Genomic DNA, 25,993 nt, shown 5'->3' with positions numbered 1-25,993 from the left:
TGTCTCCGGCCGGCGGGCGTCCCGCGCCCGTATCGGATGGCGGTCCATGTGCGGGCTCAGAACCCGAGCCAGATCTTGCCGAACGCGAAGACCGGCAGCGCGGCCAGCACGCTGTCGATACGGTCCAGGACACCCCCGTGCCCGGGAATCAGGGTGCCCGAATCCTTGGCGCCGGCGTGTCGCTTGAGCAGGCTCTCGAACAGGTCGCCGACCACCGAGGCCAGCACCGTCAGTACGGCGACCAGCGCCACCAGTGGCAGCTGGGCGACGGTCGCCCCGGCCAGCGGCGCGAAGGCGACCGCCACCAGCACGCCGGCCGCCACGCCACCCATCAGACCCTCGACCGTCTTATTCGGGCTGATCCGCGGCGCGAGCTTGCGTCGGCCGAAACGCCGGCCTGCGAAATAGGCCCCGGTATCGGTGGCCCAGACGATCGCGAGCGCGAGCAGCAACCAGCGGTTGCCGTGGCCGCCGTCCTCGCTGGCGTGGATGACGCACAACGCCGCCCAGGCGGGGATCACCGCCAGCGTGCCGGCCATCAGCTTGACGATGCGCGAGCGTGCATCGGGCGCGGACGCGAAGTCGTAGTGACGCAACCACAGCATCGCTGCGAGCCACCACGCGACGCCCACCATCGCCAGCATCTTCAGCAGGACCAGGGAGCCGCCGCCGGTGGCCGAGGCCCAGACGATCGCCACCATCAGCAGCAGGTTGAGCACCAGCAGCGCCGAGCGCGCCAGGGTGTCCTCGACGTCCGACAGGCGCAGCCATTCCCACAAGGCGGCGAGGAACACGATGGCCGATACCGCCGCCATCCAGGGGGTGTTGAGCATCAGCACCGCGGCGATCGCCACGGGTGCCATCAGCAGGGCCGCGAGAATGCGGGTGCGGGTCATCGGATGCTCTCCTGGAGGGGGCCGTCACCGGCCGCGATCTGCGCGCCGGTGAGCCCGAAGCGGCGCTCGCGCGACGCATAGGACCGCAGTGCGCGCTCCAGTTCGTCCACGCCCAGTTCCGGCCACAGGGTGTCGGTGAACCAAAGTTCGGTGTAGGCGAGCTGCCACAGCAGGAAATTGCTGATGCGCAGATCGCCGCCGGTGCGGATGAACAGATCGGGCTCGGGCAGGTCCGCCAGCGCCATGTGGGCGCCCACGGTGGTTTCGTCGATGTCCTCGACGCGCAGCCGGCCGGACGCGACCTCGGCCGCGACCGCGCGCGTGGCCGCCGCGATGTCCTGGCGACCGCCGTAGCTCGCGGCGACGCTGAGCGTCAGCGCGGTATTGCCCGCGGTGACGGCCTCGGCCGCGGTCATGCGCTGACGCAGATTTTCGCCGAAGCGGTCGCGCTCGCCGATGAAGCGCAGGCGCACGCCACGCCGGTGCAGTTCGCCCACCTCGCGGTCCAGCGCGGCCAGGAACAACCGCATCAGCGCGCCCACCTCGTCCTCGGGACGGCCCCAGTTCTCGCTCGAGAAGGCGAACAGGGTCAGCGCCTCGATACCCCGTTCGAGGCAGAAATCGATGCACAGGTTCACGGTGCGCGCACCGGCGCGATGGCCGATGACCCGGGGTCGCCGCCGGCGTGCGGCCCAGCGGCCGTTGCCGTCCATGATCACCGCCAGATGCCGGGGCACCTCGCGCATCGCAGCGGACGGGCCAGGCCCGGCCGGCGCCAGCGGGTCGGAGATCTCAGCCAACGCGCAGGCCTCCCCGGCACCGGCCCCAGGGGCAATCGGAGTCGTACATGACGACGCCTCAGACCGCCATCAATTCCTGCTCTTTGGCCTTGACCACCTCGTCGACGTCCTTGATCGCGGCATCGGTGATCTTCTGGATCTCGTCCTCGGTGCGGCGCTCGTCGTCCTCGGAGATGAGCTTCTCCTTGAGAAGTTCCTTGATCTGCTGGTTGGCGTCGCGGCGGATGTTGCGGATGGCGACCTTGCTGTCCTCGCCCTCGCCATGCACCACCTTCGACAGCTCCTTGCGGCGCTCCTCGGTCAGAGCGGGGAGATTGAGCCGGATCGTGGTGCCGGCGGTATTCGGAGTCAGGCCGAGATCGGAGGCGAGGATCGCCTTCTCGACCGCGCCGACCATCTGCTTCTCCCACGGCGTGATCACCAGCGAGCGCGCATCACTCACCGAGACGCTGGCCACCTGGCTGAGCGGCATGTCGGACCCGTAGTAATTGACCTTCAGGTGTTCCACCAGCGCGGTCGAGGCGCGACCGGTGCGCACCTTGACCAGCGTGTGCCTGAGCGCCTCGACGCTCTTGGCCATGCGCGTCTGGGTATCTTTCTTGATGTCGTTGAGCATGATCGGGCCCGATCCGTGTGCGGAATCGGCCGATTATAAGCGGCGGCGGGCGGCGACGGGTCCCGGCCCGCGGGCAGGCACCGCAGCGCCGGTGCGCAGGCTCAGCTGCGGCCCTGGACCAGGGTGCCGATCGCCTCGCCGCGCAGGATGCGCAGCAGCACGCCGGGCTGGCTCATGTCGAAAATGCGCAGCGGCAGGTCGGAATCGCGCGCGAGCGCGAACGCGGCCGTGTCCATCACCTCCAGGCCCTGGCCCAGCACCTCGTCGTAGGTGAGTCGCTCGTAACGGGTGGCGCCCGGGACCTTCTTCGGGTCGGCGTCGTACACCCCGTCCACCTTGGTCGCCTTGAGCAGCAGATCCGCGCCGATCTCGATCGCACGCAGCGCCGCGCCGGAGTCGGTGGTGAAGAACGGATTGCCGGTGCCCGCGGCGAAGATGCCGATGCGGCCTTTCTCCATGTGGCGGATCGCGCGGCGCCGGATGTAGTCCTCGCAGACGTCGTTGATCTTGATCGCGCTCATCACCCGGACGCGGGCGCCGCGCTTTTCCAGTGCATCCTGCATCGCGAGCGCGTTGATCACCGTCGCCAGCATGCCCATCTGGTCACCGGTCACCCGGTCCATGCCCCCTGCCGCGAGGCCTGCGCCACGGAAGATGTTGCCGCCGCCGATCACCAGGCCCATCTCCGCGCCGGCCTTCTGCGCCTCGATCACCTCGTCGGCCAGGCGGCCGATGATCTTCGGATCGATGCCGTAGTCCTCGTCACCCATCAACGCCTCGCCGGAGAGTTTGAGCAGGACGCGGCGGTAGGCGAGGGGTGCGGTCATGGGAAACTCCAGGGCGGGGGCGCGTGGATTCTAGAAGATCGACGCCGGACGCGCTCGCGGCGGCGCGCCGCGCACCGTGGTGCGACGCGCGCCGGGGCAGCACTCCGGACGCGTGCGCCGTGCGGTCCCATGCCACCGAGCGTGGCGGTCACCGCGTTCCTGTCCGCCCCGGGGCGCCGGCGGCACGTCCCTGCGGGCACGACACGTCGCGTGCGGACGCGCGGTGCATCCGGGCGTCGACTAGCGCTGGTGCTCCGGCGCCGGGGCCGCCGCCTTGCCGGCTCTGGCGGATTCGTCCTCGCCCTGTTCCTCGCCGGTGTCCACGGGGGCGGGGACCGCCTCGACCGTCCCGTCGGCATTGACCCGGCGCACGAAGCTTGGGCCGGCGATCAGCGCCGCATCGTTGCCCTCGGCGGAATCGTTGTCGTCGCGCTCGTAATCGGCGCCGCGCGCGGCGATCCGGTCGTTGACCGCGACATTGTCGGGCTGCTGCGGCTGGTCGGGGTTGAAGGCGGAATCGGAACGATGCTTGGGGCTCACGGCGCTGTCTCCTCGAGGGGCAGGGACCACGATGGCCTCTGTGCGGCCCAGACCACGTGAATCCCGCCGCCCCGCGCCCGTGCGCGCGACGGCTTCGACGCCACACGCCCCGTTCACGCGCGGAAGGCTCGTTCGATGCGCTATCGTCGGACAGGACGTTGCGGGTGGGGGACCAGGGAATGGGTGCACAGTTGGCACGGCAATGGCAGCGACGGCGTCTGGCGTCGGCGCGGGTGATGCGGATCGCCGGCATCTGGCTCGGCATCGTGATCACCGCGGGCCTTGCGGTACTGGTGGGAATCGACCGCCAGGCGCGTCTGGCGGCCGCGGAGCGGCAGAGCCTCGCCCTCGCCAGTGGCGTCGACCGCCTGCTCCATGTCCAGCTGCGCAACATCGAACGCGCTTTGCGCGGCGTGCTGGCCGACTCCGACGCGGACGCCCAGCTCCCACCCGAGGCGGCGGCGCGCAGGCGCGAGGTCTCCATCGCGGGTGTCGTGGACCGCCACGAGGAAATCGCGCGGATCGACTTCCATCCCGCGCCCGGCGCGGACCCGGGCCTGTCGAGCCCGCCGCCGTCCTGGCTCGCGCGCGTGGACGGCCCCGCCGGGCGTCTCGTGGTCGGGCCCCTCGAGGCCGATGACGCGGGATGGCACCTGCCGATGGCGGTGCAGGGGCGCGACGGTGCCGCCGTGGTGGCGATGTTCCGCGCGGCGGGTTTCGCCGACATGATTTCCGGGCTCGACGTCGGCCGGGAGGGGAGCGTCGCGATCCTCGAGCCCGACGGCACCGTGATCATCCGGCTCGGCCCGAGTGGCGCCCATGCCGGGCGCCAGATCGCGCTGCCGGCCGAACTGGCCAGCAACGGCCAGCACACCCTGACCATCGTCAGCGTGCTCGACCAGGTGCAACGCCTGGCCAGTTTCAGCGCCACCAGCGGATATCCGCTTGTCGTCGGCACGGGACTGGGATTGCGCGAGGCGCTCCGGCCCTGGTGGATCAACGTCGCCTGCGCGGGCCTGCTGGCCCTGTTGTACTGGGTGGTGCTCACGCTCGTGGTGCTGCGCCTGCGCGCGGAAGAACGCCGGCGGGACGCGATGCTCGACGAGATCGCGACCCAGAGCGACTGGCTGCAGCAGGCCCAGCTGGCATCCGGCACAGGCGTCTGGCGCGTCGACGTGGACGCGGGCGACGCACGCGTCTCCGACGAGCTGGCCTCGCTGTACGGGCTGGAACTCGAGCCGGGAGACGACTCGGTTCCGCTGGAGACACTGTTCGCCTGCATCCATCCGGAGGATTCTCCGGCCGTGCGCAGCGCCTTCGATGCGATGCGCGCCGGTGAGGGCCCGCTGCTCGCGGAGTACCGGGTGGCGCTTCCCGATGGCCGCATGCGCTGGTTGAAGGTGCGGGGGGATGCCGTGCCCGACGCCGGCCGGGGTGCCCTGACCGGGACCGTCATCGACATCACCGACCGGCGTGCGACGCAGCTGCGCGTGGAGCGCGCGGAAACCCAGTTCCGCCAGCTGTTCGAACGGAATCCGCTGCCCTCGTGGGTGTACGACACCGAATCCCTGCGCATGCTCGCGGTCAACGACGCGGCGCTCGACGCCTACGGCTACTCCCGTGAGGCCTTTCTGGGGCTGACGATCACCGAGCTGATTCCGCCTGCCTCGCCGCCGCCCGACGAGCCGCTGCCGACGGCCGAGACGCCCCAGAGGCGCGAACGCCTGTGGACGGTGTCGACCCGGGACGGCGGACGGGTCGACGTGCGCGTGCATGCGCGCGACATCGAACTGCGCGGACGGCCCGCGCGTCTGATGCTGGCCGAGGACGTCGGTGCACGCCTGGCCTACGAGCGCGACCTCGCCTGGCGGGCGACCCACGACGCCACGACCGGAATGATGACCCTGCCGGCGCTTGCCGAGCGGCTCGACGCGCGCTGCGCCACCGAGGAGGGCGCGGGGTTCGGCGTGGCTTGCGTGCGCCTGCGCGACATCGAGCTGATCGCGCCCACGCTCGGCCGGGACACGGGCGAGCGGCTGCTCCAGGAGGCGGCGGCGCGCTTCGCCGACGTGGCCCGGCGGTTCGGTCTCGCGGCCTACGCGCCCGCGGAGACCTTCGTCGTCGTGACCCTCGAACCCGAACGCTTGCAGGACCTGGTACGGGCGCTGGGCGAGGCGGTCGAAGCACCGGTGCAACTGGGCGGGGGCACCTTTCCACTGGAGGCCTGGCTCGGACTGGCCTGCGGACCCTGCGAGGACGGGGGTGCCGAGCAGGTGATCGCCCACGCGGCGCTCGCGGCGCTGCGCGCGCGCGCCGAGAAGGTCCCGCTCGTCGTCTACGACCGGCAGATGTCCACGCAGGCGGCGGAGCGGCTCGCCCTGGTGCAGCGCCTGCGCGATGCGTTGGAACGCGGCGAATTCGAGCTGGCGTACCAGCCGATCCACCGCCTGTCCGACCTGGGCGTGGTCTCGGTCGAAGCCCTGATCCGCTGGCGCCGGCCTGACGGACGCTGCGTGTCGCCGCTCGACTTCATCCCCCTCGCGGAGGAGTCCGGTCTGATCGTGCCGATCGGCGCCTGGGTGCTGGAAGAAGCGGCCCGTGCCTACCGCCGCCTGGCCGATGCCGGTCGCGGCGATGTGTCGATCGCGGTCAACGTGTCGGCGGTGCAGTTCGAATCGGGGATCTCCCGCGACGGCCTGCGCGCGCTGCGTGCCGGGGCCGGCCTCCCGGTGCGCGCCCTCCACCTGGAACTCACCGAGAGCGTGCTGTTGCGCAATCCCGATGCCGCCCGTGTGCTGATGCTGCAGTTGCACGAGGACGGTGTCTGCCTGTCGATCGACGACTTCGGTACCGGGTTCTCCAGCATGGCGTACCTGCGCGACCTGCCACTGGACCACCTCAAGATCGATCGCGGGTTCGTGCGTGACGTGGCATCCGATCCGCGTTCGGCGGCGATCTGCCGCACCCTGATCGGGCTCGGTCACGGGCTGGGCCTGTCGGTCGTGGCCGAAGGCGTGGAAGACGCGGCCCAGCTCGACTGGCTGCGCGCCGAGGGCTGCGATCTCGTGCAGGGATACCATCTCGGCCGCCCCATGCCGCTCGACGCACTGCTCGCCAGACTCGCCGGGCTCGAGTCCAGCGCCGCGCGTTGACGCGCGCGCGGCGCACGTCGCGCAGCCTTCATCCGGGGCTGCCGATAGTCGCGGCCATGCTCCCGACTCCCTCGCCGGCCGCATCGGCCTCCGGTTCCCCGCGCCCCCTTCACGTGACCACCGGCGACGTCGACCCGCTGGCGGCGGCCGCACGCAATGCCGTCGCCATGGCGCCTCGCCTGGCCTTGCCGGGACGAGGCGGCACCCTGGTCCGCTGGCGCGCCCTCGCGGCCCTGGCGGCAGACGATGTCTGCCTCGCGAAGGTGGTGGAAGCCCATTACGACGCCCAGGCGATCCTGGCCGACATCGAGGACGGCGACACGGCGCCCGGATGCCTGTACGCCGTCTGGGCGGCCGAGCCGCCTGACGCGCAGACGGTCTTCGTCACCGACGCCGGACGGGACGGCACCGGACGTCTCGACGGAACCAAGGCCTGGTGCTCGGGCGCCGATCTGGTGGACCGCGCGCTCGTCACCGCGGTCGCGGACGGACGGCGGGTCCTCGTCGAGGTCGGACTCGCGCAGCCTGGCGTGTCTCCGAGTGACGACGACTGGCACGCGGTCGGCATGGCGCGGGTGCGCAGCGGGCGCGTGCGCTTCGACGGCGCCAGGGCCCGGCAGGTCGGCCCGGCAGGTGCCTATCTCGAACGGCCGGGCTTCTGGCATGGCGGTGCCGGCATCGCCGCGTGCTGGTACGGCGCGGCGGCCGCCATCGGTGAGCACCTGCGCACGCATCCACGGATCCCGACCGATGCGCACGCCGCCGCGCACCTGGGCGCGATCGACATCGGTCTGTCGGCCGCGGCCGCGCTGATGCGCGAGACGGCCGCCGCGATCGATGCCGAGCCCGGGGCGCCGCACGTACATGCCGTGCTCCGGCTGCGCTCGCTGCTCGAGCGCCTGGCCACCGAAGTGATCGACCGGGTGGGACGCGCGCTGGGCCCGGGCCCGCTGTGCGAGGACGCGGCGCGCGCACGGCGCTGCGCGGACCTCACCACGTTCGTACGCCAGTGCCATGCGGAGCGCGACTGGGCGGCGCTCGGGACCGCAGCGGGCAGCCGCGCATCCGGGTGGCCGCTGTGACGGCGGCCGCGCGACGCATCCATGGGCCCGGTCCCGCGGAATCCGAATGGCAGGGCTCGGGCTGGTTCGAACGGCTGGACTGCGCGCCCGCCCAGACCTGGCTCGCGCGCGTCGTGCGGCTCGTGGTGGTCTCGCCGCATCCCGACGACGAAACCCTCGGCTGTGGTGGGCTGATGGCCGAGGCCACGCGGATGGGAATTCCGGTCCACGTCGTTTCGGTCACCGATGGCGAGGCCTGCTATGCCGACGATCCCGCCTGGCCGGCGACGCGAGCGCGTCACGTCCGCCGCGCCGAGCTGGACGGCGCGCTGTCCGCGCTGGGTGTCGACGTCTCCGGGCTGGTCCGGCTGGATCTCGGGGACGGCCGGGTGCGCGACCGCGAAGCGGAGCTCGAGGCCCGGCTCGCCGTACATCTGCAGCGCGAGGACACGGTGCTCACCACCTGGCGGTTCGACGGCCATCCCGACCACGAAGCGTGCGGACGCGCGGTCCGGCGGGTGGCCGCCGCCATCGGCGCGCACCATGTCGAGTATCCGGTCTGGGCCTGGCACTGGATCGACCCGGCGCACGGCGATGCGCGCCTGCGCGGCGCGTCCGGGCTGGTGCTGTCGCCGGGCGCACGCGCGGCGAAGTGCCGCGCCCTCGATGCGTTCGTGTCGCAGCGCGCCCGCGACCGCGGCGAGCCCATCCTGACGCCGCGCATCCTCGCCCGGTTCGAACGCGGGATCGAGGTGCTGCTTCCGTGAGCGCATCGTCCGCGGCCACCACCGATGCGGCGTACTTCTCCGCGCTGTACCGCGAGGACGATCCTTTCGGCTATCGGACGCGCTGGTACGAGGCCCGCAAGCGCGCGCTGCTGCTCGCCATGCTGCCGCGCGCCGAATTCGCCTCCGCGTGGGAACTGGGTTGTTCGAACGGCGAGCTCACCGTGGCGCTCGCCGGACGATGCGCCCGTTTGCTGGCGACCGACCTGGCGCCACGCGCAGTGGCCCTTGCGCAGCGTCGCAGCGCGGAGCTCGCCCATGTGCGGGTGGCGTGCATGCAGCACCCGGCGCAGTGGCCGGCCGGGCGCTTCGATCTGATCGTCTTCAGCGAAGTCGGGTATTACCTGGGCGCGTCCGAGCTGGCGGATGCGGGGCGCCGTCTCCGCGACAGCCTCGATCCGGACGGCGTGCTGGTGGCAGCGCACTGGCTGCATCCGTTCGCGGAGGCGCCACTGGATGGCCGGCAGGTGCATGCCGGGCTCGCGTGCGTGTTCGGCGCGCCGGACTGCCGCTACGTCGACGACGATGTCCTGATCGAGCTCTGGTCGACGACGCGCCGCTCGGTCGCCCAGCGCGAGGCGCTGCGGTGATCGGTGTCGTGGTGCCCGCCCGCAACGAGGAAGCGTCGGTCGCGCAGTGCATCGCAGCGATCGAGGTCGCTGCCGCCTGTCCCCGCCTGGACGGGGAGATGGTGCGCGTGTTCGTCTCGATCGACCGCTGCACCGACCGTACGGCGCACGTCGCGGCCGCCGCCGGGGCGAGTGTCGTGCGTGGGCCGGGCGGCAACGTGGGCCTCGCGCGCGCGGCCGGCATGGATGCCGCCATCGCCGCCGGCGCACGCTGGCTCGCCTGCACGGATGCCGACTCCATCGTGCCCGCGGACTGGCTGTCGGCCCAGGTTCGCTGCGGTGCGGATGCGTTCTGCGGCATGGTGACGGTGCGCGACTGGGGTGCATACGCGGACGCCGTGCGCGCGGTGTTCGAACGCGGGCATCCGCGCCGCATCGGGCATCCCCATGTCCACGGCGCGAATCTCGGTGTCTCGACTCCGGCCTACCTCGCCTGCGGCGGATTCCGGGCCGGCCGCGCGCACGAGGATGTCGCGCTCGTCGATGCCCTGGTCGAATCCGGGGCGCGCATCGCACGTCTGCCGACGCCAATCGTGCACACCAGTGCGCGGCGGTGTGCACGCGCCCGCGACGGGTTCGCTGATTACCTGCTCGCGCTCGAAGCCCGTCTGGGGCCGGGCGCCCCGGCCGGCGAAGGCGTACTCACGATGGAAGCGGACTATGGGACCTGAACTCGTCGGCTGGAGCGCATCGGCGATCCTCCTCGCCACCCTGGTGCGGCAGATCGTCACCCAGGTCCGCGACGACAGCGCCCGGGGCGTGTCCTCGTGGCTGTTCCTGGGCCAGATCGCGGCCTCGACCGGCTTCGTGACCTACAGTGCGCTGGTCGGCGACTGGGTGTTCATCGTCACCAACGTCTGCATCCTGGCGACCGCGGTCGTCGGCCAGATCGTCACCTGGCGCAAGCGGCGACGCGCGGCAGGCTGACGTCGTCGGCGCGGCCGGGCTTCGCCGGAGAATCAGAAGCGCGCCGCGGCGTCGTCGGCCGCGACCGGCCGGCCGAGGTGGTAGCCCTGCAGCGAGGTGCAGCCCAGTTCGGTCAGCAGCCGCTGCTGCGATTCGGTTTCCACGCCCTCGGCGATCACCGAGAGGTTCAAGGTGCGGCCGAGCGCGATGATCGCCGAGACGATCGCGGCATCCTCGCCGCCGGGGACCAGGTCGCGCACGAAGGCGCGGTCGATCTTGAGCTCGCTGGCGGGCAGGCGCTTGAGATACAGCAGGCTCGAATAGCCGGTGCCGAAGTCGTCGATGGAAATGCGCACGCCGAGCGACGCGAGGCGCTGGAGGATCGCCAGGCTCGTGTCGGAGTCCTGCATCGCGGTCGATTCGGTGATCTCCAGCACCAGTGACGACGGCGGCACGCCATAGCGTGTCAGCGCGTCCTCGATCTTGGCCGGCAAGCCCGGCGAGCGGAACTGGGCCGGCGACAGGTTCACCGATATCGAGGGCACGGTGTGGCCGGCCTCGCGCCAGGCCATCAGCTGGCGGCAGGCCTCGTTGATCACCCAGCGTCCGATCTCGATGATCAGCCCGGTCTTCTCCGCCAGCGGGATGAAGCGGTCGGGCATCACCGTGCCGTGTTCGGGGTGGTGCCAGCGCAGCAGGGCCTCGACGCCTTCGAGCGGCCCGGACGGTGCGATCATCTTCGGCTGGTAATGCAGCGAGAACTGCGCCAGCGACAGGGCCCGGCGCAGGTCCTGGATCATCGCCAGTTGCTGGTGCGCGCCCTGGTTCATCGAGGGCTCGAAGAAGCAGTAGGCGTTGCGGCCCTGGTCCTTGGCCGAATACATCGCCGCGTCCGCGTTGGCCAGCAGCTCGCGCTCGCTGGTGCCGTCGGGCCCGAAGATGGCGATGCCGATGCTGGTGGTGACGTGCAGCTCGATGCGGTCGAGCGCGACCGGCTGCGCGACCGATTCCATGATGCGCTCGGCCAGCGAGGCCGCGTCGTCGGGCTCGGCGATCTCCATCAGCACCACGAATTCGTCGCCGCCCAGCCGTGCCAGGGTGTCGTCGGCCTCGCCGTCCAGCGCTTCGGACAGGCGCCGCGCGATCTGCAGCAGCAGGCGGTCGCCGGTGGCGTGACCGTAGACGTCGTTGATGGCCTTGAAGCCGTCGAGGTCGACGAACAGCACCGCGAACCGCCGCCCGTGGCGCACCGCGCGCCGGATCGCGTTCTCCATCCGGTCGCGCAGCAACAGACGGTTCGGCAGCTTGGTCAGGGTGTCGTGCAGGGCGAGATAGGTCAGCTCCTGGTTCGCCTTCTGCAGCGATTCGCCCAGTTGCGCGGTCCGCTCCTGCAGGCGGCGGTCGAGGATCGAGGTCACCATCGCCAGGCCGAGGATGGCGAACGTGGTCGCGCCGACCAGGCTCGCGAGCCACGTCGAGGAAATGCCGCCGGCGATCGCCGCGCCGCAGATGCTGCCTTCGGGAAAGCGCGCCGCCGCCATGCCGGTGTAATGCATGCCGACCACGGCAATGCCCATCACGCCGGCCGCGAGCAGGCGGGCATAGGGCACGCCGCGTCCTTCACTGCGCAGCGCGAACGCGATCCACAGCGCAGCGCCGGCGGCGGCCACGGCGATGGCCACCGACAGCAGCAGCCAGCCCACGTGGTAGTCGATGCCCGGCTGCATCTGCATCGCAGCCATGCCGACGTAGTGCATCGCGGCGATGCCGCTGCCGAGGATCAGCGCGCCCACGGCCAGCCGTGCGGCCGGCAGACGCTCGCCGGAGGCCAGGTTCAGCGCGTACGCCGAGCTGCAGATCGCGATCAACAGCGAGTAGAGGGTGATCGCGAGATCGTAGCCCTGCGGAATCGGCAGCTTGAAGGCCAGCATGCCGACGAAGTGCATCGACCAGATGCCGAAGCCCATCGCGACTGCGCCGCCGGCCAGCCAGCCGTGCGCGGCGGCGCCGCGGCTCGCGGTGATCCGACCGGCCATGTCCAGCGCGACATACGATGCGAACGCCGCGATGAGATAGGACACCGCGACCAGAACGAGGTTGTAGCTGCCGACGAGCATGCGGGCGGGGCGTGAAGTGAGAGACCTCGATCCAGCAAGCGACGTGCCACCGCGCGCAGGCGCGCGGTTGGCGGCCCCGGCCTGAACGGACGGGCGTCGACCACGACCCGCCACGCACGTGCGGGCTGAAGCGCGTCCGAAGCTGACGCGCCGGAATTCCGTCACCCCGGCGCGATCGCCGCGCCGGGGGCGGGGTCAGACCACGTCCGGTTCGCTGAAGGCCTCGGGCGCGTCCTCGGCCGAGCCGACTGGAATGCAGCTGCAGAACACGTTCTTGTCGCCGTGCACGTTGTCCACGCGCGCGACCGGCGGCCAGTACTTGGTGTGCCGCAGCGTCGCCAGCGGGAACGCGGCCAGCTCGCGCGGATAGGCGTGGGTCCACTCGCTGGCGGTGACCTGCATCGCGGTGTGCGGCGCGTGCTTGAGCGGGTTGTCCTCGCGGTCCAGGCGGCCGTCCTCGATCGCCTGGATCTCGCCGCGGATCTGGATCATGGCGTCGATGAAGCGGTCGAGCTCGTGCAGCGATTCGCTCTCGGTCGGTTCCACCATCAGCGTGCCCGACACCGGGAAGCTCAGCGTCGGCGCGTGGAAGCCGAAGTCGATCAGGCGCTTGGCCACGTCCTCGGCGCTGATGCCGGTGGCGTCCTTGATCGGGCGCAGATCGAGGATGCACTCGTGCGCGACGAGATCGTTGCGGCCGGTGTAGAGGGTGGGGTAGTGCGGCGCCAGGCGCTTGGCCACGTAGTTGGCGTTGAGCAGCGCGACCTGGGTGGCGCGGCGCAGGCCGTCGGCGCCCATCATCGCGATGTACATCCAGCTGATCGGCAGGATCGAGGCCGAGCCGAACGTCGCCGCTGACACCATGCCGACCGCGCCGTCGCCGCCGAGCGCGCGCGGCAGGTAGGGCGCGAGGTGCGACTTCACCGCGCACGGCCCGACGCCCGGGCCGCCGCCGCCGTGCGGAATGCAGAAGGTCTTGTGCAAATTCAGGTGGCTGACGTCCGAGCCCCACTTGCCGGGCTTGGCCACGCCGACGAGGGCGTTCATGTTGGCGCCGTCGGTGTACACCTGGCCGCCGTGCTGGTGGACGATGTCGCAGATCGCGACGACGTCTTCTTCGAACACGCCGTGCGTGGACGGGTAGGTGATCATCAGCGCGGCCAGGCGATCGGAGTACTTCTCCGCCTTGGCGCGGATGTCGTCGATGTCGACGTTGCCGTCCTTGTCGCAGCGGGTCACGACCACGGTCATGCCGACCATCTGCGCCGATGCGGGATTGGTGCCGTGCGCGGATTCCGGGATGAGGCAGATGTCGCGATGGCCCTGGCCCTGCGCCTGCTGGTAGGCGCGGATCGCGAGCAGGCCGGCGAACTCGCCCTGCGCGCCGGAGTTCGGCTGGAAGCTCACCGCGTCGTAGCCGGTGATCTCGACCAGCATCGTCTCCAGCCCATCGATCAGCTCGGTGTAGCCCGCGGTCTGGTCGGCCGGCGCCAGCGGGTGGATGTTGGCGAACTCGGGCCACGTGACCGGGATCATCTCGGCGGTCGCGTTGAGCTTCATCGTGCACGAGCCCAGCGGGATCATCGTGCGGTCCATCGCCAGGTCGCGATCGGCCAGCGTGCGCATGTAGCGCAGCAGTTCGTGTTCGCTGTGGTGGGTGTTGAACACCGGGTGGGTCATGAACTGCGTGTCACGCGCGAGCGCGGTCGGCAACGCATCGGCGGTCGCGGCGTCCAGCGCCTCGATGTCGACATCGGTGCCGAACAGCTTCGCCAGCGCGAGCACTTCATCGCGGGTCGTGGTCTCGTCGAGGCTGATGCCGACCGACGAGGCATCGATCGCGCGCAGGTTGAAGCCGGCATCGCGCGCCTTGGCGTGTAGCGCATCGGCGTCGACGCCGGTGATGTGCAGTGTGTCGAAGAACGCATCGCCGACGGTGACGCCGGCCTTGCCGAGCGCGGCCGCGAGGATCGATGCGAAGCGGTGCGTGCGACGCGCGATGCGGGTCAGGCCGTCGGGGCCGTGGTAGACGGCATACATCGACGCCATCACCGCCAGCAGCACCTGCGCGGTGCAGATGTTCGAGGTCGCCTTCTCGCGGCGGATGTGCTGCTCGCGCGTCTGCAGCGTCAGGCGATAGGCCTGGTTGCCGGCCGCGTCCACCGACACGCCGATCAGGCGGCCCGGCATCGAGCGCTTGTAGGCATCGCGGCAGGCCATGAAACCGGCATGCGGGCCGCCGAAGCCGAACGGCACGCCGAAGCGCTGCGAGTTGCCGACGACGATGTCGGCGCCCCAGCGGCCCGGCGCCTGGATCAGGGTCAGGGCCAGCAGGTCGGTCGCGACCGCGACGACGCCGCCGCGCGCGTGCACGGCCTCGGCCACGGCGGCATGGTCGTCGATGCGGCCAAAGGTGTTCGGGTACTGCAGGAGCACGCCGTAGGTGTCGGCGTCTTTCGCATCGCCAGCGGGGCCGATCAGCAGCTCGATGCCGAGGCCGTCGGCGCGGGTGCGCAGCACGTCGAGCGTCTGCGGGTGCACGTCGTCGGCCACGAAGAACACGTTGGACTTCGACTTGGCCGAACGCTTGGCCAGGGTCATCGCCTCGGCCGCGGCGGTCGCCTCGTCGAGCAGCGAGGCATTCGCGATATCCATGCCGGTCAGGTCGGTGACCATGGTCTGGAAATTGATCAGCGCTTCCATACGGCCCTGCGAGATCTCCGCCTGGTAGGGCGTGTACGCGGTGTACCAAGCCGGATTCTCGAGGATGTTGCGCAGGATGACGTTCGGCGTGTGGGTGCCGTAGTAGCCCTGGCCGATCACGCTGCGCAACACGGTGTTCTTCTTCGCTACGCCGCGGATCTTCGCCAGCGCGTCGACTTCGGTCATCGCGCCCGGAAGGGCGAGCGGGGCACGCGATGCGATGCCGCCCGGCACGATCGCGTCGGTCATCGCATCGAGCGAGTCGTGTCCGACCACACCGAGCATGTGGGCGATCTCGGCGTCGTTCGGACCGATGTGGCGGTCGACGAAGGCCGAGGGGTGTTCGAGGTCGCGCAGGGTCGAAGCGGTCATGGCGGGCATCCGGGAGAGAGCGGAGCAGGCGGGTATGGACGACCGGCACGCCGCGGTCGCACCCCGAAGGAGCGCGACGGCGGAAGGCGCCGGCCTTCCCCGTGCCCCTCTGTCCTTTTGCCTGAGAGTTCGGGGCGGAAGCCCCATGCACCTTCGGCGCCGGATCGAACCGGTCTCTCCAGAGTTTTTCCCACCGGTGGTACGGGTGCCTGAGCGATTACGGGCGTTTGCGCCTTCGGCAGCGGGGCGGACCCGCTTCTCCCACCGGCTGGTTGCAGCCGGTGGCCATTATAGCCGAGCGGCGGCCCGCCGCCTGCGCGCTGCGGTGAATGCGCGCCGACACGGCTGCCGGCCGCGAGACCGGGGACGGACGTCCCGTCGGTTGCGCCGGCGCCCTCAGCGTGTCGAGGGATCCGCCTCCGCCTCCACGACACCCGGAATCGGCACCGCATCGGGGAACGCCGTACGCAGCGCATCCACGCCCGACTGCGGGCGGGCCAGCGACCTGAGCTCGTCACGGGCCAACCGCCGCTGCGTGCTGTCCACTCCCAGGCGGGCATCACGTTCGGCCAGCAAGGCAGGGTCGACCTCGCCGTCGCGGTTAAAGGACCACGCCAGCAGCGCCGGTCCGGTCGGCATGGAGTCCCCGGGGCGGGTGCCGTGACGGGAGTGCCAGGTATGCCAGGTCTTGCCGTAGCTGTTGATCTTCTGCCGCATCAGCGCGCGTTCCGCCGGCTCCGGAATACCCGGCGCGATCAGCTGGCCGGAGAGGATCTCGCCATTGTGCGGATGCCACAGCGCGCGCTCGTCCGCCGGCAGGTCGGCGAACAGGCGCGCGGAGATGATGTACTCCACGCCGGTGAGGTTGGCGCCCATGCCGTCGCCGTCGAACAAGGCGCATTGGGCGAAGTCCTCGTTGACCTGGTGGCAGTAGTGGTGCGCTTCCATCTGCATCGTCGGGTCGTCCTTCATCGGGTGGAAGCCCACGATGTGCATGTCGAAGCCGCGCAGCGGCGCCCGGTCCTGGAGCACGCGGGCGCCGGCTTCGAGCAGCCGGGTCGAGGTCTCGCGGGGGGCGCCCGGGGGCTCGACGGGCGGTGCGGCCTCGCGTGTGCATGCGCCCAGCGCCAGGAGAGCGAGGCAGGGCCAGATCGGGCATCGGGCGGACAGACGTGGAAGGCGAATCGGCATAGGACCACCGTCGGCGCCGCCCCGTGCAGGGGCGGTCGAGACGCGGCCTGCCGCGGCATCGCCACCGTGCACATGACGGCACCTGCGAACCAGCCGCCACGGCGTCTTTGCGCCCGGTTGCTATGCTGCGCCGCCCTCGCGACCTGTCCGTCCATGCGTCCTTTGCTGCCCGCGGTGCACCGGTGACGGCGGCCCGTGCCCCAGGTTCCACCCGCACGCTGACCCTGCTGCTCGCGGGCCTCGCGATGTTCGGGCCGTTCTCGATCGATACCATCTTCCCGGCGTTTCCGGCCATCGGCGCCGACCTCGGCGCCGACGCGACTGCGATGCAGCAGACGATCTCGGTGTATCTGGTGGCGTATGCGCTGATGAGCATCGTGCACGGGCCGCTGTCGGATGCCATCGGCCGGCGCCGGGTGATTCTCGGCGGCTTGGTGGTCTTCGTGCTGGCGTCGGTCGGTTGCGCGCTGTCCACCGATCTCGTCACCCTGCTGGTGTTCCGCGCGTTGCAGGGGCTGTCGGCCGGTGTCGGCCTGATCGTCGGCCGTGCGGTGATCCGCGACGTCCTGCACGGGGATGACGCCCAGCGCCTGATGAGCCAGGTGTCGATGATCTTCGGCATCGCGCCCGCCATCGCGCCGATCATCGGCGGCTGGCTGCTCGGCTGGGGCCGGTGGCCGCTGATCTTCTGGTTCCTGGTCGCGTTCTCCCTGGTGCTGCTGGTGGTGTGCTGGTTCCGGCTGCCGGAGACGCACCCGCGGGAGGCACGCAGCTCGCTGCGGCCCTCGCGCCTGCTGGGCGACTACGCGGCGATCGCGCTCAATCCGCGGTTCCAGCGCGTGGCCGCGGCGGGCGCGTTCAATTTCTCCGCGCTGTTTCTGTACATCGCATCCACGCCGGTGTTCGTACTCGAAGTGCTGCGTCTGGACGAACGGCAGTTCGCCTGGTTCTTCGTGCCGATGATCGGCGGCATGATGCTCGGCGCCTGGTGTTCGGGTCGCGCCGCGGGGCGGATCAGCGGCACGCGGCTGGCCAACATCGGCTTCGCCTGCAGCGGCCTGGCGATGGCCGCCAACCTCCTCTACAACCTGGCCATCGACCAGCCCAGCGTGCCGTGGGCGGTCCTGCCGATGGCGCTGAACTCCTTCGGTATCGCGCTGGTGTTTCCCATCCTCACCCTGCGCGTGCTCGACATGTATCCGCGCCAGCGCGGGTCGGCGTCTTCACTGCAGGCCTTCACCGGGCTGGTGCTCAACGCCCTGGCCGCGGGTGTGCTGTCGCCGCTCGTCAGCCATCACCCGATGCGTCTGGCGATGGCATCGGCCGGTTTCATGCTGGTCGGCTGGATGTTCTGGCGCTGGGAGTGCGCGCGCGGTGGCCCGACGCCGTCACCCGTGCCGCATCCCGCCCGGCTCGAGCCGACCGACCAGATGTAGGCCCGCGCGTGCGGGCCGGCCCGACGACCGGTCCGCGGGCAGTGACGCTCAGCGCGACGCGGTGGGCGTTGCGGTCTGCACTGCCGCCGGGGCCGTCCAGCCGCAGCTTCGGCCCTCGTTCTGGCGGCTCAGCCAGGTCTGCAGCGGCGCGAAGTACTCGAGCACCGGCGCGGCATCCATCTGCTCGCCGCCGGTGAGCTCCCGCAAGGTCTGCTGCCACGGCTGGCTGCTGCCCTTCTCCAGCATCGCCCAGAACCGCTCGCCCGCGGCCTTGTTGCCGTAGAAACTGCACTCGTACAACGGGCCGGTATGGCCGGAGGCGTCGCACAGGGCCTTGTAGAACTGGAACTGCAGCACGTGCGAGAGGAAGTAGCGCGTGTACGGCGTATTGCCCGGGACGTGGTACTTGGCGCCGGCATCGAAGAATTCCTCGCCGCGCGCGGTCGCCGGGGCGACGCCCTGGTACTGCGCCTTCAGCGACCACCATGCGGCGTTGTAGTTCTGCGGGGTGATCGAGCCGTCGAACACACCCCAGCGCCAGCGGTCGATCATCAGGCCGAAGGGCATGAACGCCACCTTGGCCAGCGCCATGCGCATCTGCGAATTGACCAGCGACTCCTGCGTCTGCGTCTGCTCGCCGACCAGACCGATCGACTGCAGGTACTGCGGGGTCATCGCCAGCACGATGGTGTCGCCGATCGCCTCGTGGAAGCCGTCGTGCGCGCCGTTCTGGAACAACGGCGGACGGCCGTTGTAGGCCAGGTAGTAATAAACGTGGCCGAGCTCGTGGTAGATCGTGGTGAAGTCTTCCTCGTTCGCCCTGGTGCACATCTTGGTGCGCACGTCGGGCTGGCCGTCGATGGAGACACTCATGTCCCATGCGCTTGCGTGGCAGACCACGTTGCGGTCGCGCGGCTTGATGAACTGGCTCTTCTGCCAATAGCTTGGAGGCAGTGCGGGCATGCCGAGGGAGACGTAGAAGTCCTGGGCGCGCTCGTTCATGCGCTTGGCGTTGTCGAGTTGCGCCGCCTGCGCGACGTCGGCGCGGCGATCGGAATCGATCAGCGCGTTCTCCCTCACCATCCGCTCGTTGAGCGCGGCCTGGTAGTTCTTCTCCAGAGCCCCGGTGATGTCGAGATCGCCGGCGTTGGGATAGGGCTGCAACACGTCCCAGAGGTTGCCCCAGTCCTGCTGCCACATGTTGCCCATGAGATGGGCGGGCAGCAGGCCGCCATCGACCGTGCCACGGCCGGGGTAGCGCGCCTCCATGCGTGCACGGGTGTAGCAGTGCAGCTGTTCGTACAGCGGCTTGACCTGGCCCCACAGGCGATCGGTTTCCGCGGCGAGCTCGGCCGCAGGCATGTCGTAGCCCGATCGCCAGGCTTCGCCCGCATCGGCGAAACCGAGGTCGCGTGCGCCCTCGTTGACCAGTTCGACGAAGCGCGTGTAGTCGGTCCGCATCGGCTGGGCGATCGTGTGCCAGCCCTGCCAGGCGTCGAGTTGCGCGTCGTAGTCGCGACTCGTGCGCAGGACGTCCTCGAGCGCGCCCAGCTGGCGGCAGCGGCGCGTGTCGCCTTCGCCGGTGCAGTACTGGCCCGCGCCGTAGGTGCCTTCCATCTTCGAGGCGATGCGGGTGAGTTCGGCAAGATGTTCGGGATTGCGTGGCGGCGGCATCGATGCGCCGAGCTTGAGCAGGTTGATCGCGCGCGCGGTCTCGGCCGACATCTGCTGGCCCTCGAAGCGGCGGGCCTGCTCGATCCAGCTGTTGAGCTGGGCGAGGTAGCGCTCGTTGTACTTGGCCGCGAGCAGCTGGCTGTCGTCCGTGATGTAGGTCGACGAGAGCCACTGCGCGGCGCTGACCTCGGGCTGCATCGCGCGCAGCTCGGCATTGACCCGTGCGATGAACTGGTCGGCGGTCTCGCCGGCCGGGGTCGCTGCGCCCGGCGCCGACGCACCCTCCGGAGACGGAGCGCGGTTGCAGCCTGCGAGCGTGAGGCCCGCGGCGACGGCGATGGCGAGCAGGGCGGCGCGAGGCTTGTTCACAGCTGAGGTCCGGTGGCTCGGGAACCGGGAGGCTAGTGCGGGCGATGCGGGCCCGCAAGTGGGCGGGGGCGAGGACGACGGCACGGGCCGGCGCCGGCCCGGCGGGTTCACGACGAGACCTCGCCGGGCGCGTAGAAGCGGAACCCGGTGATGCCCTCTCGCTCGGGTGCCTGCTTGAGTTCTGCGCTCGCCACCAGCGACGGCAGGGAGTCGTCCAGGCGGAACAGGTGGCCGTGGGTGCGGGTGGACAAGGGCACGAAGGCGAATCGATGAACTGCACGTCCCCGTCGTCATCGCACGACAGCGTGCAGCGTGGCCGATCGAGGCAGGCGAAGCGGCGGGTCACTTGGCGATCCACCACGGCCCCTCGACCGGACCGGTGCGCCCGCCCACGAGGCGCGCGCGCATCGTCCACCGCGTCGCCGGCGATCGCGTCGAAGACCGCCCCGGCACCCGTGCCTCCACCAGCAGCCCGCGGCAGCCGAAGGCGGGCACGTTGGCGGTCGGGAGCTCCCGGGCTGCATGTCCAGCGGCACCTCGATGGACGCACACGGGATCGCGACCGGCGGACCGGTGTCAAAGCGCGGAGCGGAGGACGCGAGCTGCGCCGGTGTCGCATCGATGGACACCTCCTGCTCGTCGCTCCGTTCGCTGGGCATCACCCAGTACACGCGGCGCACCGATGCGGGATGGCCGAGGGGTCCGGCCCGTGGCTCCGCACATGGACCCGCCCGCCTGCGTTGCATCCGGCAGTCCCGCCGGCAAGTGACCAAGGGAGGCTGCCTGCTTCAGCGACCGGACTCTGGCGGGGCGGCCTTTACGCGGACGTGGCCGCCGCGCTGCACGCGTCGTCGCCGCTGAGCGTCGCGTCCGGCAGCCGCGCCGCGCCGCACGCGGTCAGCAGGCCCCGGCCGTGCAGCCAGGCGCGCACCTCGTCCGCGTCCCGTTCGAACCACGCGCGCGCACTGCCGAGGCGGAAGGTGTAGCCCCAGGCATCCATGTCGGACATCAGCCGATCGCGACCCACCCCGGGGAGGGCGTCGGCGAGCACGATCTGCAGATAACAGGTGGCGTCTTCTTCCTCGATCGAATCGGTGGCATCGGTGTGGACCGCGCCGCGCCGCGCCGGGGGCAGCACGATCAGGTGCCCGGCCTCGTGCAGCAGCGAATGCACCGGCGTGTCGCGGCGGGCATACACGTCGCAGCCGATGATGCCGGCTTCGTTCTCGCCCCAGTAGCTACCGGGGATGTCGGCGCCGTCGTCGACGCGGTGCAGCCGCAGCCCGAAACGGGCCAGAAGAGCACCCGGCGCGTCGAAGCCGATGTCGTCGAGGCGCAGCACCGCGGCGATCTGCGCCGGGGCGTCATCTGCAACCACGGCTCAGACCGCCGCGGTGCGCTCGTCGGGCAGCGCGACCGAGATGTCCAGCACGTCGTGGTCGCCGTCCTTGACCAGATCCACCTTGACCGCCTCGACGTCGATGCTGACGTACTTGCGGATCACCTCGAGCAACTCGCGCTGCAGCAACGGCAGATAGTCCGGCGCGCCGCGATTGGTGCGCTCCTGGGCCACGATGATGCGCAGCCGGTCCTTGGCGATCGAGGCGGTGTTCTTTTTCGGCTTGAGGAAATCGAACATGCCCATGTCAGCCTCCGAACAGCTTGCTGAAGAAGCCCTTCTTCTCGTTGGTGGTGAAGCGCATCGGACGCTCCTGGCCGAGCAGGCGGGCCACCGCGTCGTCGTAGGCCTGGCCGGCGCTCGATTCGGCCGACAGGATCACCGGCTCGCCCTTGTTGGACGCGTTGAGCACGTCGCCGGACTCGGGAATCACGCCCAGTGTCTTCAGGCCGAGCACTTCCTCCACGTCGGCGATCGACAGCATCTCGCCGGTCTCCACCCGCGCCGGGCTGTAGCGGGTGAGCAGCAGGTATTCCTGCACGCGCTCGCCGTTTTCGGCGCGGCGGGTCTTGGACTGCAGCAGGCCGATGATGCGGTCTGAATCGCGCACCGACGACACTTCCGGATTCACCACCACGATCGCGCGGTCGGCGAAGTACATCGCCAGGAACGCGCCCTTTTCGATGCCGGCAGGCGAGTCGCAGATGATGTATTCGAAGCCGTCGTCGGCCAGCTCCTTGAGCACGCGTTCGACGCCGTCGCGGGTGAGTGCGTCCTTGTCGCGGGTCTGCGATGCGGCCAGCACGTAGAGGTTGTCAAAACGCTTGTCCTTGATCAGGGCCTGCTTCAGCGAGGCCTCGCCCTGGACCACGTTGACCAGGTCGTACACCACACGGCGCTCGCAGCCCATGATCAGGTCGAGGTTGCGCAGGCCCACGTCGAAATCGACGACCGCGGTGCGCTTGCCCATGCGGGCCAGTCCGCTGGCGATGCTGGCACTGCTGGTGGTCTTGCCGACGCCGCCCTTGCCAGAGGTGACTACGATGATCTCAGCCAAAACACGTCTCCTGGTATGTCGCCGTCACTCGAGTGCGGCGATCTTCAATTCGTCATGCTCCAGCCAGACCTGGACGGCCTTGCCATGGAGCTCGCGGGGGATGTCGTCGAGCACCTTGTAGTGGCCCGCCACGGCCACCAGTTCGGCATGGAAACTGCGGCAGAAGATGCGCGCATCGGCATTGCCCTTGGCTCCGGCCAGCGCGCGGCCGCGCAGCGGGCCGTAGATGTGGATCGAACCGTCGGCGATGACCTCCGCGCCCGCACCGACCTGTGACAGCACGGTCAGGTCGCGGCTCTGCGCATAGAGCTGCTGGCCCGAGCGAACGGCGGTGGTCTGGATCAGGCCGGGTTCGCTCGAGGCGGGCGCGGCCTTCGCGGGCGCCGGTGCGGGCTCGGACACCGGCGCCGTACGCGGCGGAGCCGGCGCGACGCCCGCCTCGGCGCTCTCGTACTGGGCCCGGAACTTCGACAGCACGGGCAGGCCGAGTGCCTCGGCGAGCGCGGCGTTCTCGTTGCTGCCCCAGGCCAGCGCGACCGGCATCGCACCCGCATCGCGCAGCACGTCGATCAGGGCCTGGGCCGTGGACGCGTCGGGCGATACCGGCAGGCCGCCGAAGTCGAGGATCACCGCCGCACGTTCGAACAGCTTCGGTGCGCGGGCGACCCGGTCGCGCATCTCGGCGCCCAGGCGTTCGACATCCAGTGTGCGGATGCGCAGGTTGGCGATGCCCACCTGGCCGATCTTCAGTTCGCCGGCCTGCTCGAACTGGGCGGCGGGAGCCGCGCGCCCGGCCATCAGGCGCGCGCTCCGGCGGTCCGGCGTGCCACGCGCGGCCTGCCCAGCCACGGCGCGTCGGGAAGACGGCCGCCGTAGGTCTCGCGCACCCAGGCGTAGCTGCACATGTCCTTGACCAGCATCGAGGCACGGATCCCGCTGCCCGGCATCACGTGCTGGCCGACCTCGCGGAAGCCGAAGCTGCCGTGGAACAGGCGGACCGGATCATTGTCGTGCTCGAGGAAGACCTCGCAGGTCAGCAGCGGATAACGCACCTCGGCATAACTCTGCACGTCGGCGTAGAACGCGCGGCCGACACCGCCGCCGCGCCGCCGGCTGGCGACGACGATGCGGTCGATGTAGAAGAAATCCGCATGCTGCGCGCTGAACCATGCGTAGTTGCTGCTGTCGTGCTCGGTGCCCGAGCCGAAGCCGATCAGGAAGCCGGCCATCGCGCCTTCGCGCTCGGCGATGCGGAAATACTCCGCGGTGTCGTACAGGCGGCGCAGGCGGGCTCCGTCCAGCGGCAGGATCGACGGCCCGGCGGCATTGTTGAGTTCGAGGATGGAATCCAGCTCGTGCTCGCGCACGTCGCGGACGACGATCGACATTCCAGACTCCATGAAGCGGACTTGGGACGCGGGCCGGGCCGGAGAGGCCGGGTGCGTCGCAGCGGGGGATTATTGCATGGCATCCGGGGCGGGCGGCGTGGCATGACTTCAGGCCCTCGGCGTCATGGGCGTCGCGCGCCTACCATGCGGCCATGATCCGGCATCTGAACCACAACCGCCTGCTGCGCATCGCCGGCCTCTTCACCTGGGCGGTGATCGGCTTGCCCCTGCTGATGGTGACGATGGCGCCGGCCGAACAGCTGGGGGAGGGCGGCCAGCGCGCCGTTCTCGACAGCTGGCCCACGTGGACGGCCTGGGCGCTGTTCGGACTCAGCTACGGCTGGTTGACCCGCGGCCTGGGCGAGCGCCGAATCGGACGGTTCGACCAATTGCTCGTATTGCTGTTGGCAGGCAGTGCGATCGGGATCAGCTACTACAGCCAGACCGGCCTCGGCAGCATTCTGTTGATGGTGGTCGCCTGCGTGCTGCCCTGGCTGCTGCCGGTGTGGATGGGGGTGGCGCTGCTGGTGGCCTGCGAGTTCGTGATCGTGCCGGTGTACGTGCGCGGTCTGGATTTCACGGTCGCCGAGGCGGTGCTGCAGGCCGCTCTGTACGTGGGGTTCACCGGGTTCGTCTTCGTCACCGGCCTGGTGGCGCGCCAGCAGGCCCAGGCCCGGGAGGATCAGCGCCGGCTCAACGCGGAGTTGCGCGCCACCCGCGCCCTGCTCGCCGAGAGCGTGCGCGCCAACGAGCGCGTCCGCATCTCGCGTGAGCTGCACGACCTGCTGGGCCACCATCTCACCGCGCTGAGCCTCAATCTGGAGATCGCGAGCCACCTCACGTCCGGCCAGGCACAGGAGCATGTGGGCCAGGCCCAGACCCTGGCCAAGCTGCTGCTCAGCGACGTGCGCGAAGCCGTGAGCCAGCTGCGCGACGACGACGCCATCGACATGCGCGCCACCCTGCTGCCGCTCGCCGAACACGTGCCAAGCCTGCGCGTGGACATGGACATGCCGGTGCATTTCATGGTCGACGATCCCGAGCGTGCGCACGTGCTGCTGCGTTGCACCCAGGAGATCATCACCAATGCCGTGCGCCACTCGGGCGCGGCACTGCTGCGGCTGCGCTATACCCGAGACGCGCATGCGATCCATCTCGATGCCCGCGACGACGGCCGCGGCGCCGACACCGCGCGCGCCGGCAACGGCCTCAACGGGATCCGCGAACGCCTGGCCGCCTATGGCGGCGCGCTGCAGGTGGAAACCGCTCCGGATCACGGTTTCGTCCTGCGCCTCGAATTGCCGCTGGCGGAGGACGGGCGCGTGCGCGATGCTGCGCCCGGGATCGCGGCTGGGGGCATGACCGCGGACCCGACGCCATGAACCCGCCCGACCCCGTGGGAGCCACCATGATCCGAGTCTGCCTGGTCGACGACCAGACCCTTGTCCGCCAGGGCATCCGCTCGCTGCTGGCACTCGACGGGGGTATCGAAGTCGTGGGCGAGGCGTCCGACGGCCGCCAGGCGGTCGATCTGATCCCCGGACTGAAGCCCGACGTGGTGCTGATGGACATGCGCATGCCGGCGATGTCCGGGCTGGAGGCGCTGCAGGCACTGGCCAGCGCCGGCGCACTGCCGCCCACGATCATCCTGACCACCTTCGACGACGACCAGCTGGTCCTGGCCGGGCTCAAGGCGGGAGCCAAGGGCTATCTGCTCAAGGACGTGTCGCTGGACCAGCTGGTCGGCGCGATCCGCACCGTGGCTGGCGGCGGTTCGCTGGTGCAGCCGGCGGTCACGCAGCGGTTGCTGACCGGGCTGGAACAGATGCGCAACGAGTTCGTCAGCCTCGAGCGGCCGGACCCGTTGACCGACCGCGAGACCGAGATCCTGCGACTGATGGCGGGCGGATTCTCCAACAAGGAGATCGCCAACTCGCTCGGCGTGGCCGAAGGCACGATCAAGAATCACGTGTCGAACATCCTGTCCAAGCTCGGCGTACGCGACCGCACCCGGGCCGTCCTCAAGGCCTTCGAGCTGCAACTGGTCTGACCGCAGGATGCCCGGCCCGCCGCAG

23 protein-coding genes, 1 pseudogene and 1 riboswitch are annotated in these 25,993 nt (G+C 70.3%); of the genes and pseudogenes, 9 read left to right on the top strand and 15 right to left on the bottom strand.

The features are described from left to right. Positions 1-56 precede the first annotated feature (56 nt). From H0E82_RS07470 to H0E82_RS07450, 5 genes are all read right to left on the bottom strand, one after another. On the bottom strand, positions 57-896 hold the full coding sequence (locus tag H0E82_RS07470; RefSeq protein ID WP_180544839.1) for a phosphatidate cytidylyltransferase: 840 nt from the start codon (positions 894-896) through the stop codon (positions 57-59). Beyond that, the gene (uppS, locus tag H0E82_RS07465; protein ID WP_180544896.1) at positions 893-1,642 is read right to left on the bottom strand and encodes a polyprenyl diphosphate synthase; all 750 of its coding nucleotides are present in this window, start codon (positions 1,640-1,642) and stop codon (positions 893-895) included. The genes H0E82_RS07470 and uppS overlap by 4 nt, the downstream gene beginning before the upstream one ends. Positions 1,643-1,754: 112 nt before the next feature. After that, the gene (frr, locus tag H0E82_RS07460) at positions 1,755-2,312 is read right to left on the bottom strand and encodes a ribosome recycling factor (RefSeq protein ID WP_180544838.1); all 558 of its coding nucleotides are present in this window, start codon (positions 2,310-2,312) and stop codon (positions 1,755-1,757) included. 101 nt (positions 2,313-2,413) lie between these two features. Next, a complete protein-coding gene (gene pyrH / locus H0E82_RS07455) occupies positions 2,414-3,139 on the bottom strand; it encodes a UMP kinase (protein WP_180544837.1) in 726 nt (241 codons plus the stop codon). Positions 3,140-3,379: 240 nt separating this feature from the next. After that, positions 3,380-3,679, bottom strand: coding sequence for a hypothetical protein (locus H0E82_RS07450; RefSeq protein ID WP_180544836.1), 300 nt, complete (start codon positions 3,677-3,679; stop codon positions 3,380-3,382). Between the two features lie 179 nt (positions 3,680-3,858). Here H0E82_RS07450 and H0E82_RS07445 point away from each other — a divergent pair, with 179 nt between their 5' ends. The 6 genes from H0E82_RS07445 (at position 3,859) to H0E82_RS07420 (ending at position 10,233) form a co-directional block, all read left to right on the top strand. Further along, positions 3,859-6,831, top strand: a complete 2,973-nt coding sequence (locus tag H0E82_RS07445) for a bifunctional diguanylate cyclase/phosphodiesterase (protein ID WP_180544835.1) — start codon at positions 3,859-3,861, stop codon at positions 6,829-6,831. A gap of 113 nt (positions 6,832-6,944) precedes the next feature. Next, complete coding sequence (locus H0E82_RS07440; RefSeq protein ID WP_328796982.1) at positions 6,945-7,913, top strand: acyl-CoA dehydrogenase family protein; 969 nt, start codon at positions 6,945-6,947, stop codon at positions 7,911-7,913. Next, a complete protein-coding gene (locus tag H0E82_RS07435) occupies positions 7,901-8,659 on the top strand; it encodes a PIG-L deacetylase family protein (protein WP_180544834.1) in 759 nt (252 codons plus the stop codon). Before H0E82_RS07440 ends, H0E82_RS07435 begins: the two co-directional genes overlap by 13 nt. Continuing rightward, positions 8,656-9,267, top strand: a complete 612-nt coding sequence (locus H0E82_RS07430) for an SAM-dependent methyltransferase (protein WP_180544833.1) — start codon at positions 8,656-8,658, stop codon at positions 9,265-9,267. The genes H0E82_RS07435 and H0E82_RS07430 overlap by 4 nt, the downstream gene beginning before the upstream one ends. Continuing rightward, positions 9,264-9,977 carry a glycosyltransferase family 2 protein gene (locus H0E82_RS07425; RefSeq protein WP_180544832.1) on the top strand — a complete coding sequence of 238 codons (714 nt, stop codon included), beginning with the start codon at positions 9,264-9,266 and terminating at the stop codon, positions 9,975-9,977. The genes H0E82_RS07430 and H0E82_RS07425 overlap by 4 nt, the downstream gene beginning before the upstream one ends. Next, positions 9,967-10,233, top strand: a complete 267-nt coding sequence (locus H0E82_RS07420; RefSeq protein ID WP_180544831.1) for a hypothetical protein — start codon at positions 9,967-9,969, stop codon at positions 10,231-10,233. The genes H0E82_RS07425 and H0E82_RS07420 overlap by 11 nt, the downstream gene beginning before the upstream one ends. Before the next feature lie 32 nt (positions 10,234-10,265). Here H0E82_RS07420 and H0E82_RS07415 read toward each other — a convergent pair whose 3' ends face one another. From H0E82_RS07415 to H0E82_RS07405, 3 genes are all read right to left on the bottom strand, one after another. After that, positions 10,266-12,329, bottom strand: coding sequence for a putative bifunctional diguanylate cyclase/phosphodiesterase (locus H0E82_RS07415; protein WP_180544830.1), 2,064 nt, complete (start codon positions 12,327-12,329; stop codon positions 10,266-10,268). A gap of 195 nt (positions 12,330-12,524) precedes the next feature. After that, the gene (gene gcvP / locus H0E82_RS07410) at positions 12,525-15,413 is read right to left on the bottom strand and encodes an aminomethyl-transferring glycine dehydrogenase (protein WP_180544829.1); all 2,889 of its coding nucleotides are present in this window, start codon (positions 15,411-15,413) and stop codon (positions 12,525-12,527) included. Between the two features lie 90 nt (positions 15,414-15,503). After that, positions 15,504-15,596: riboswitch (glycine riboswitch) on the bottom strand. A 204-nt stretch (positions 15,597-15,800) separates the two neighbouring features. Continuing rightward, the gene (locus H0E82_RS07405; protein ID WP_180544828.1) at positions 15,801-16,595 is read right to left on the bottom strand and encodes an OBAP family protein; all 795 of its coding nucleotides are present in this window, start codon (positions 16,593-16,595) and stop codon (positions 15,801-15,803) included. A 245-nt stretch (positions 16,596-16,840) separates the two neighbouring features. On the opposite strand from H0E82_RS07405, the gene H0E82_RS07400 reads away from it, so the two are divergent. Then, on the top strand, positions 16,841-18,031 hold the full coding sequence (locus H0E82_RS07400) for a multidrug effflux MFS transporter (RefSeq protein WP_328796983.1): 1,191 nt from the start codon (positions 16,841-16,843) through the stop codon (positions 18,029-18,031). Between the two features lie 48 nt (positions 18,032-18,079). Here the strand turns inward: H0E82_RS07400 and H0E82_RS07395 are convergent, their stop codons facing one another. The 7 genes and pseudogenes from H0E82_RS07395 to H0E82_RS07370 all read right to left on the bottom strand — a co-directional run bounded on the left by H0E82_RS07395 (position 18,080) and on the right by H0E82_RS07370 (position 23,918). Continuing rightward, positions 18,080-20,074 (bottom strand): M2 family metallopeptidase, encoded by a 1,995-nt coding sequence (locus H0E82_RS07395; RefSeq protein ID WP_328796981.1) that lies wholly within the window; start codon positions 20,072-20,074, stop codon positions 18,080-18,082. 107 nt (positions 20,075-20,181) lie between these two features. Next, positions 20,182-20,331, bottom strand: a complete 150-nt coding sequence (locus tag H0E82_RS16790; RefSeq protein WP_235974227.1) for a hypothetical protein — start codon at positions 20,329-20,331, stop codon at positions 20,182-20,184. Between the two features lie 635 nt (positions 20,332-20,966). Beyond that, positions 20,967-21,452 (bottom strand): annotated as a pseudogene (locus tag H0E82_RS07390) (hypothetical protein); the annotation flags it as partial. Between the two features lie 3 nt (positions 21,453-21,455). Next, complete coding sequence (gene minE, locus H0E82_RS07385) at positions 21,456-21,719, bottom strand: cell division topological specificity factor MinE (protein ID WP_180544825.1); 264 nt, start codon at positions 21,717-21,719, stop codon at positions 21,456-21,458. A gap of 1 nt (position 21,720) precedes the next feature. Further along, complete coding sequence (gene minD / locus H0E82_RS07380) at positions 21,721-22,530, bottom strand: septum site-determining protein MinD (protein ID WP_180544824.1); 810 nt, start codon at positions 22,528-22,530, stop codon at positions 21,721-21,723. Between the two features lie 24 nt (positions 22,531-22,554). Beyond that, positions 22,555-23,328 (bottom strand): septum site-determining protein MinC, encoded by a 774-nt coding sequence (minC, locus tag H0E82_RS07375; protein ID WP_180544823.1) that lies wholly within the window; start codon positions 23,326-23,328, stop codon positions 22,555-22,557. Continuing rightward, the gene (locus H0E82_RS07370) at positions 23,328-23,918 is read right to left on the bottom strand and encodes a GNAT family N-acetyltransferase (protein WP_180544822.1); all 591 of its coding nucleotides are present in this window, start codon (positions 23,916-23,918) and stop codon (positions 23,328-23,330) included. Before H0E82_RS07370 ends, minC begins: the two co-directional genes overlap by 1 nt. A gap of 152 nt (positions 23,919-24,070) precedes the next feature. On the opposite strand from H0E82_RS07370, the gene H0E82_RS07365 reads away from it, so the two are divergent. Together H0E82_RS07365 and H0E82_RS07360 are read left to right on the top strand one after the other, a co-directional pair. Continuing rightward, positions 24,071-25,300: a sensor histidine kinase gene (locus H0E82_RS07365; RefSeq protein ID WP_180544821.1), complete on the top strand. Its 1,230-nt coding sequence runs from the start codon at positions 24,071-24,073 to the stop codon at positions 25,298-25,300. Between the two features lie 26 nt (positions 25,301-25,326). Next, positions 25,327-25,968: a response regulator gene (locus H0E82_RS07360; protein WP_180544820.1), complete on the top strand. Its 642-nt coding sequence runs from the start codon at positions 25,327-25,329 to the stop codon at positions 25,966-25,968. Positions 25,969-25,993 lie beyond the last annotated feature (25 nt).

Origin of the sequence: Luteimonas deserti, assembly GCF_013425765.1 — a bacterium.
GTDB classification, from domain to species: domain Bacteria; phylum Pseudomonadota; class Gammaproteobacteria; order Xanthomonadales; family Xanthomonadaceae; genus Luteimonas; species Luteimonas deserti.
The sequence above is the reverse complement of the archived record's forward strand: the minus strand, read 5'-3'. Positions and strand labels throughout refer to the sequence as shown.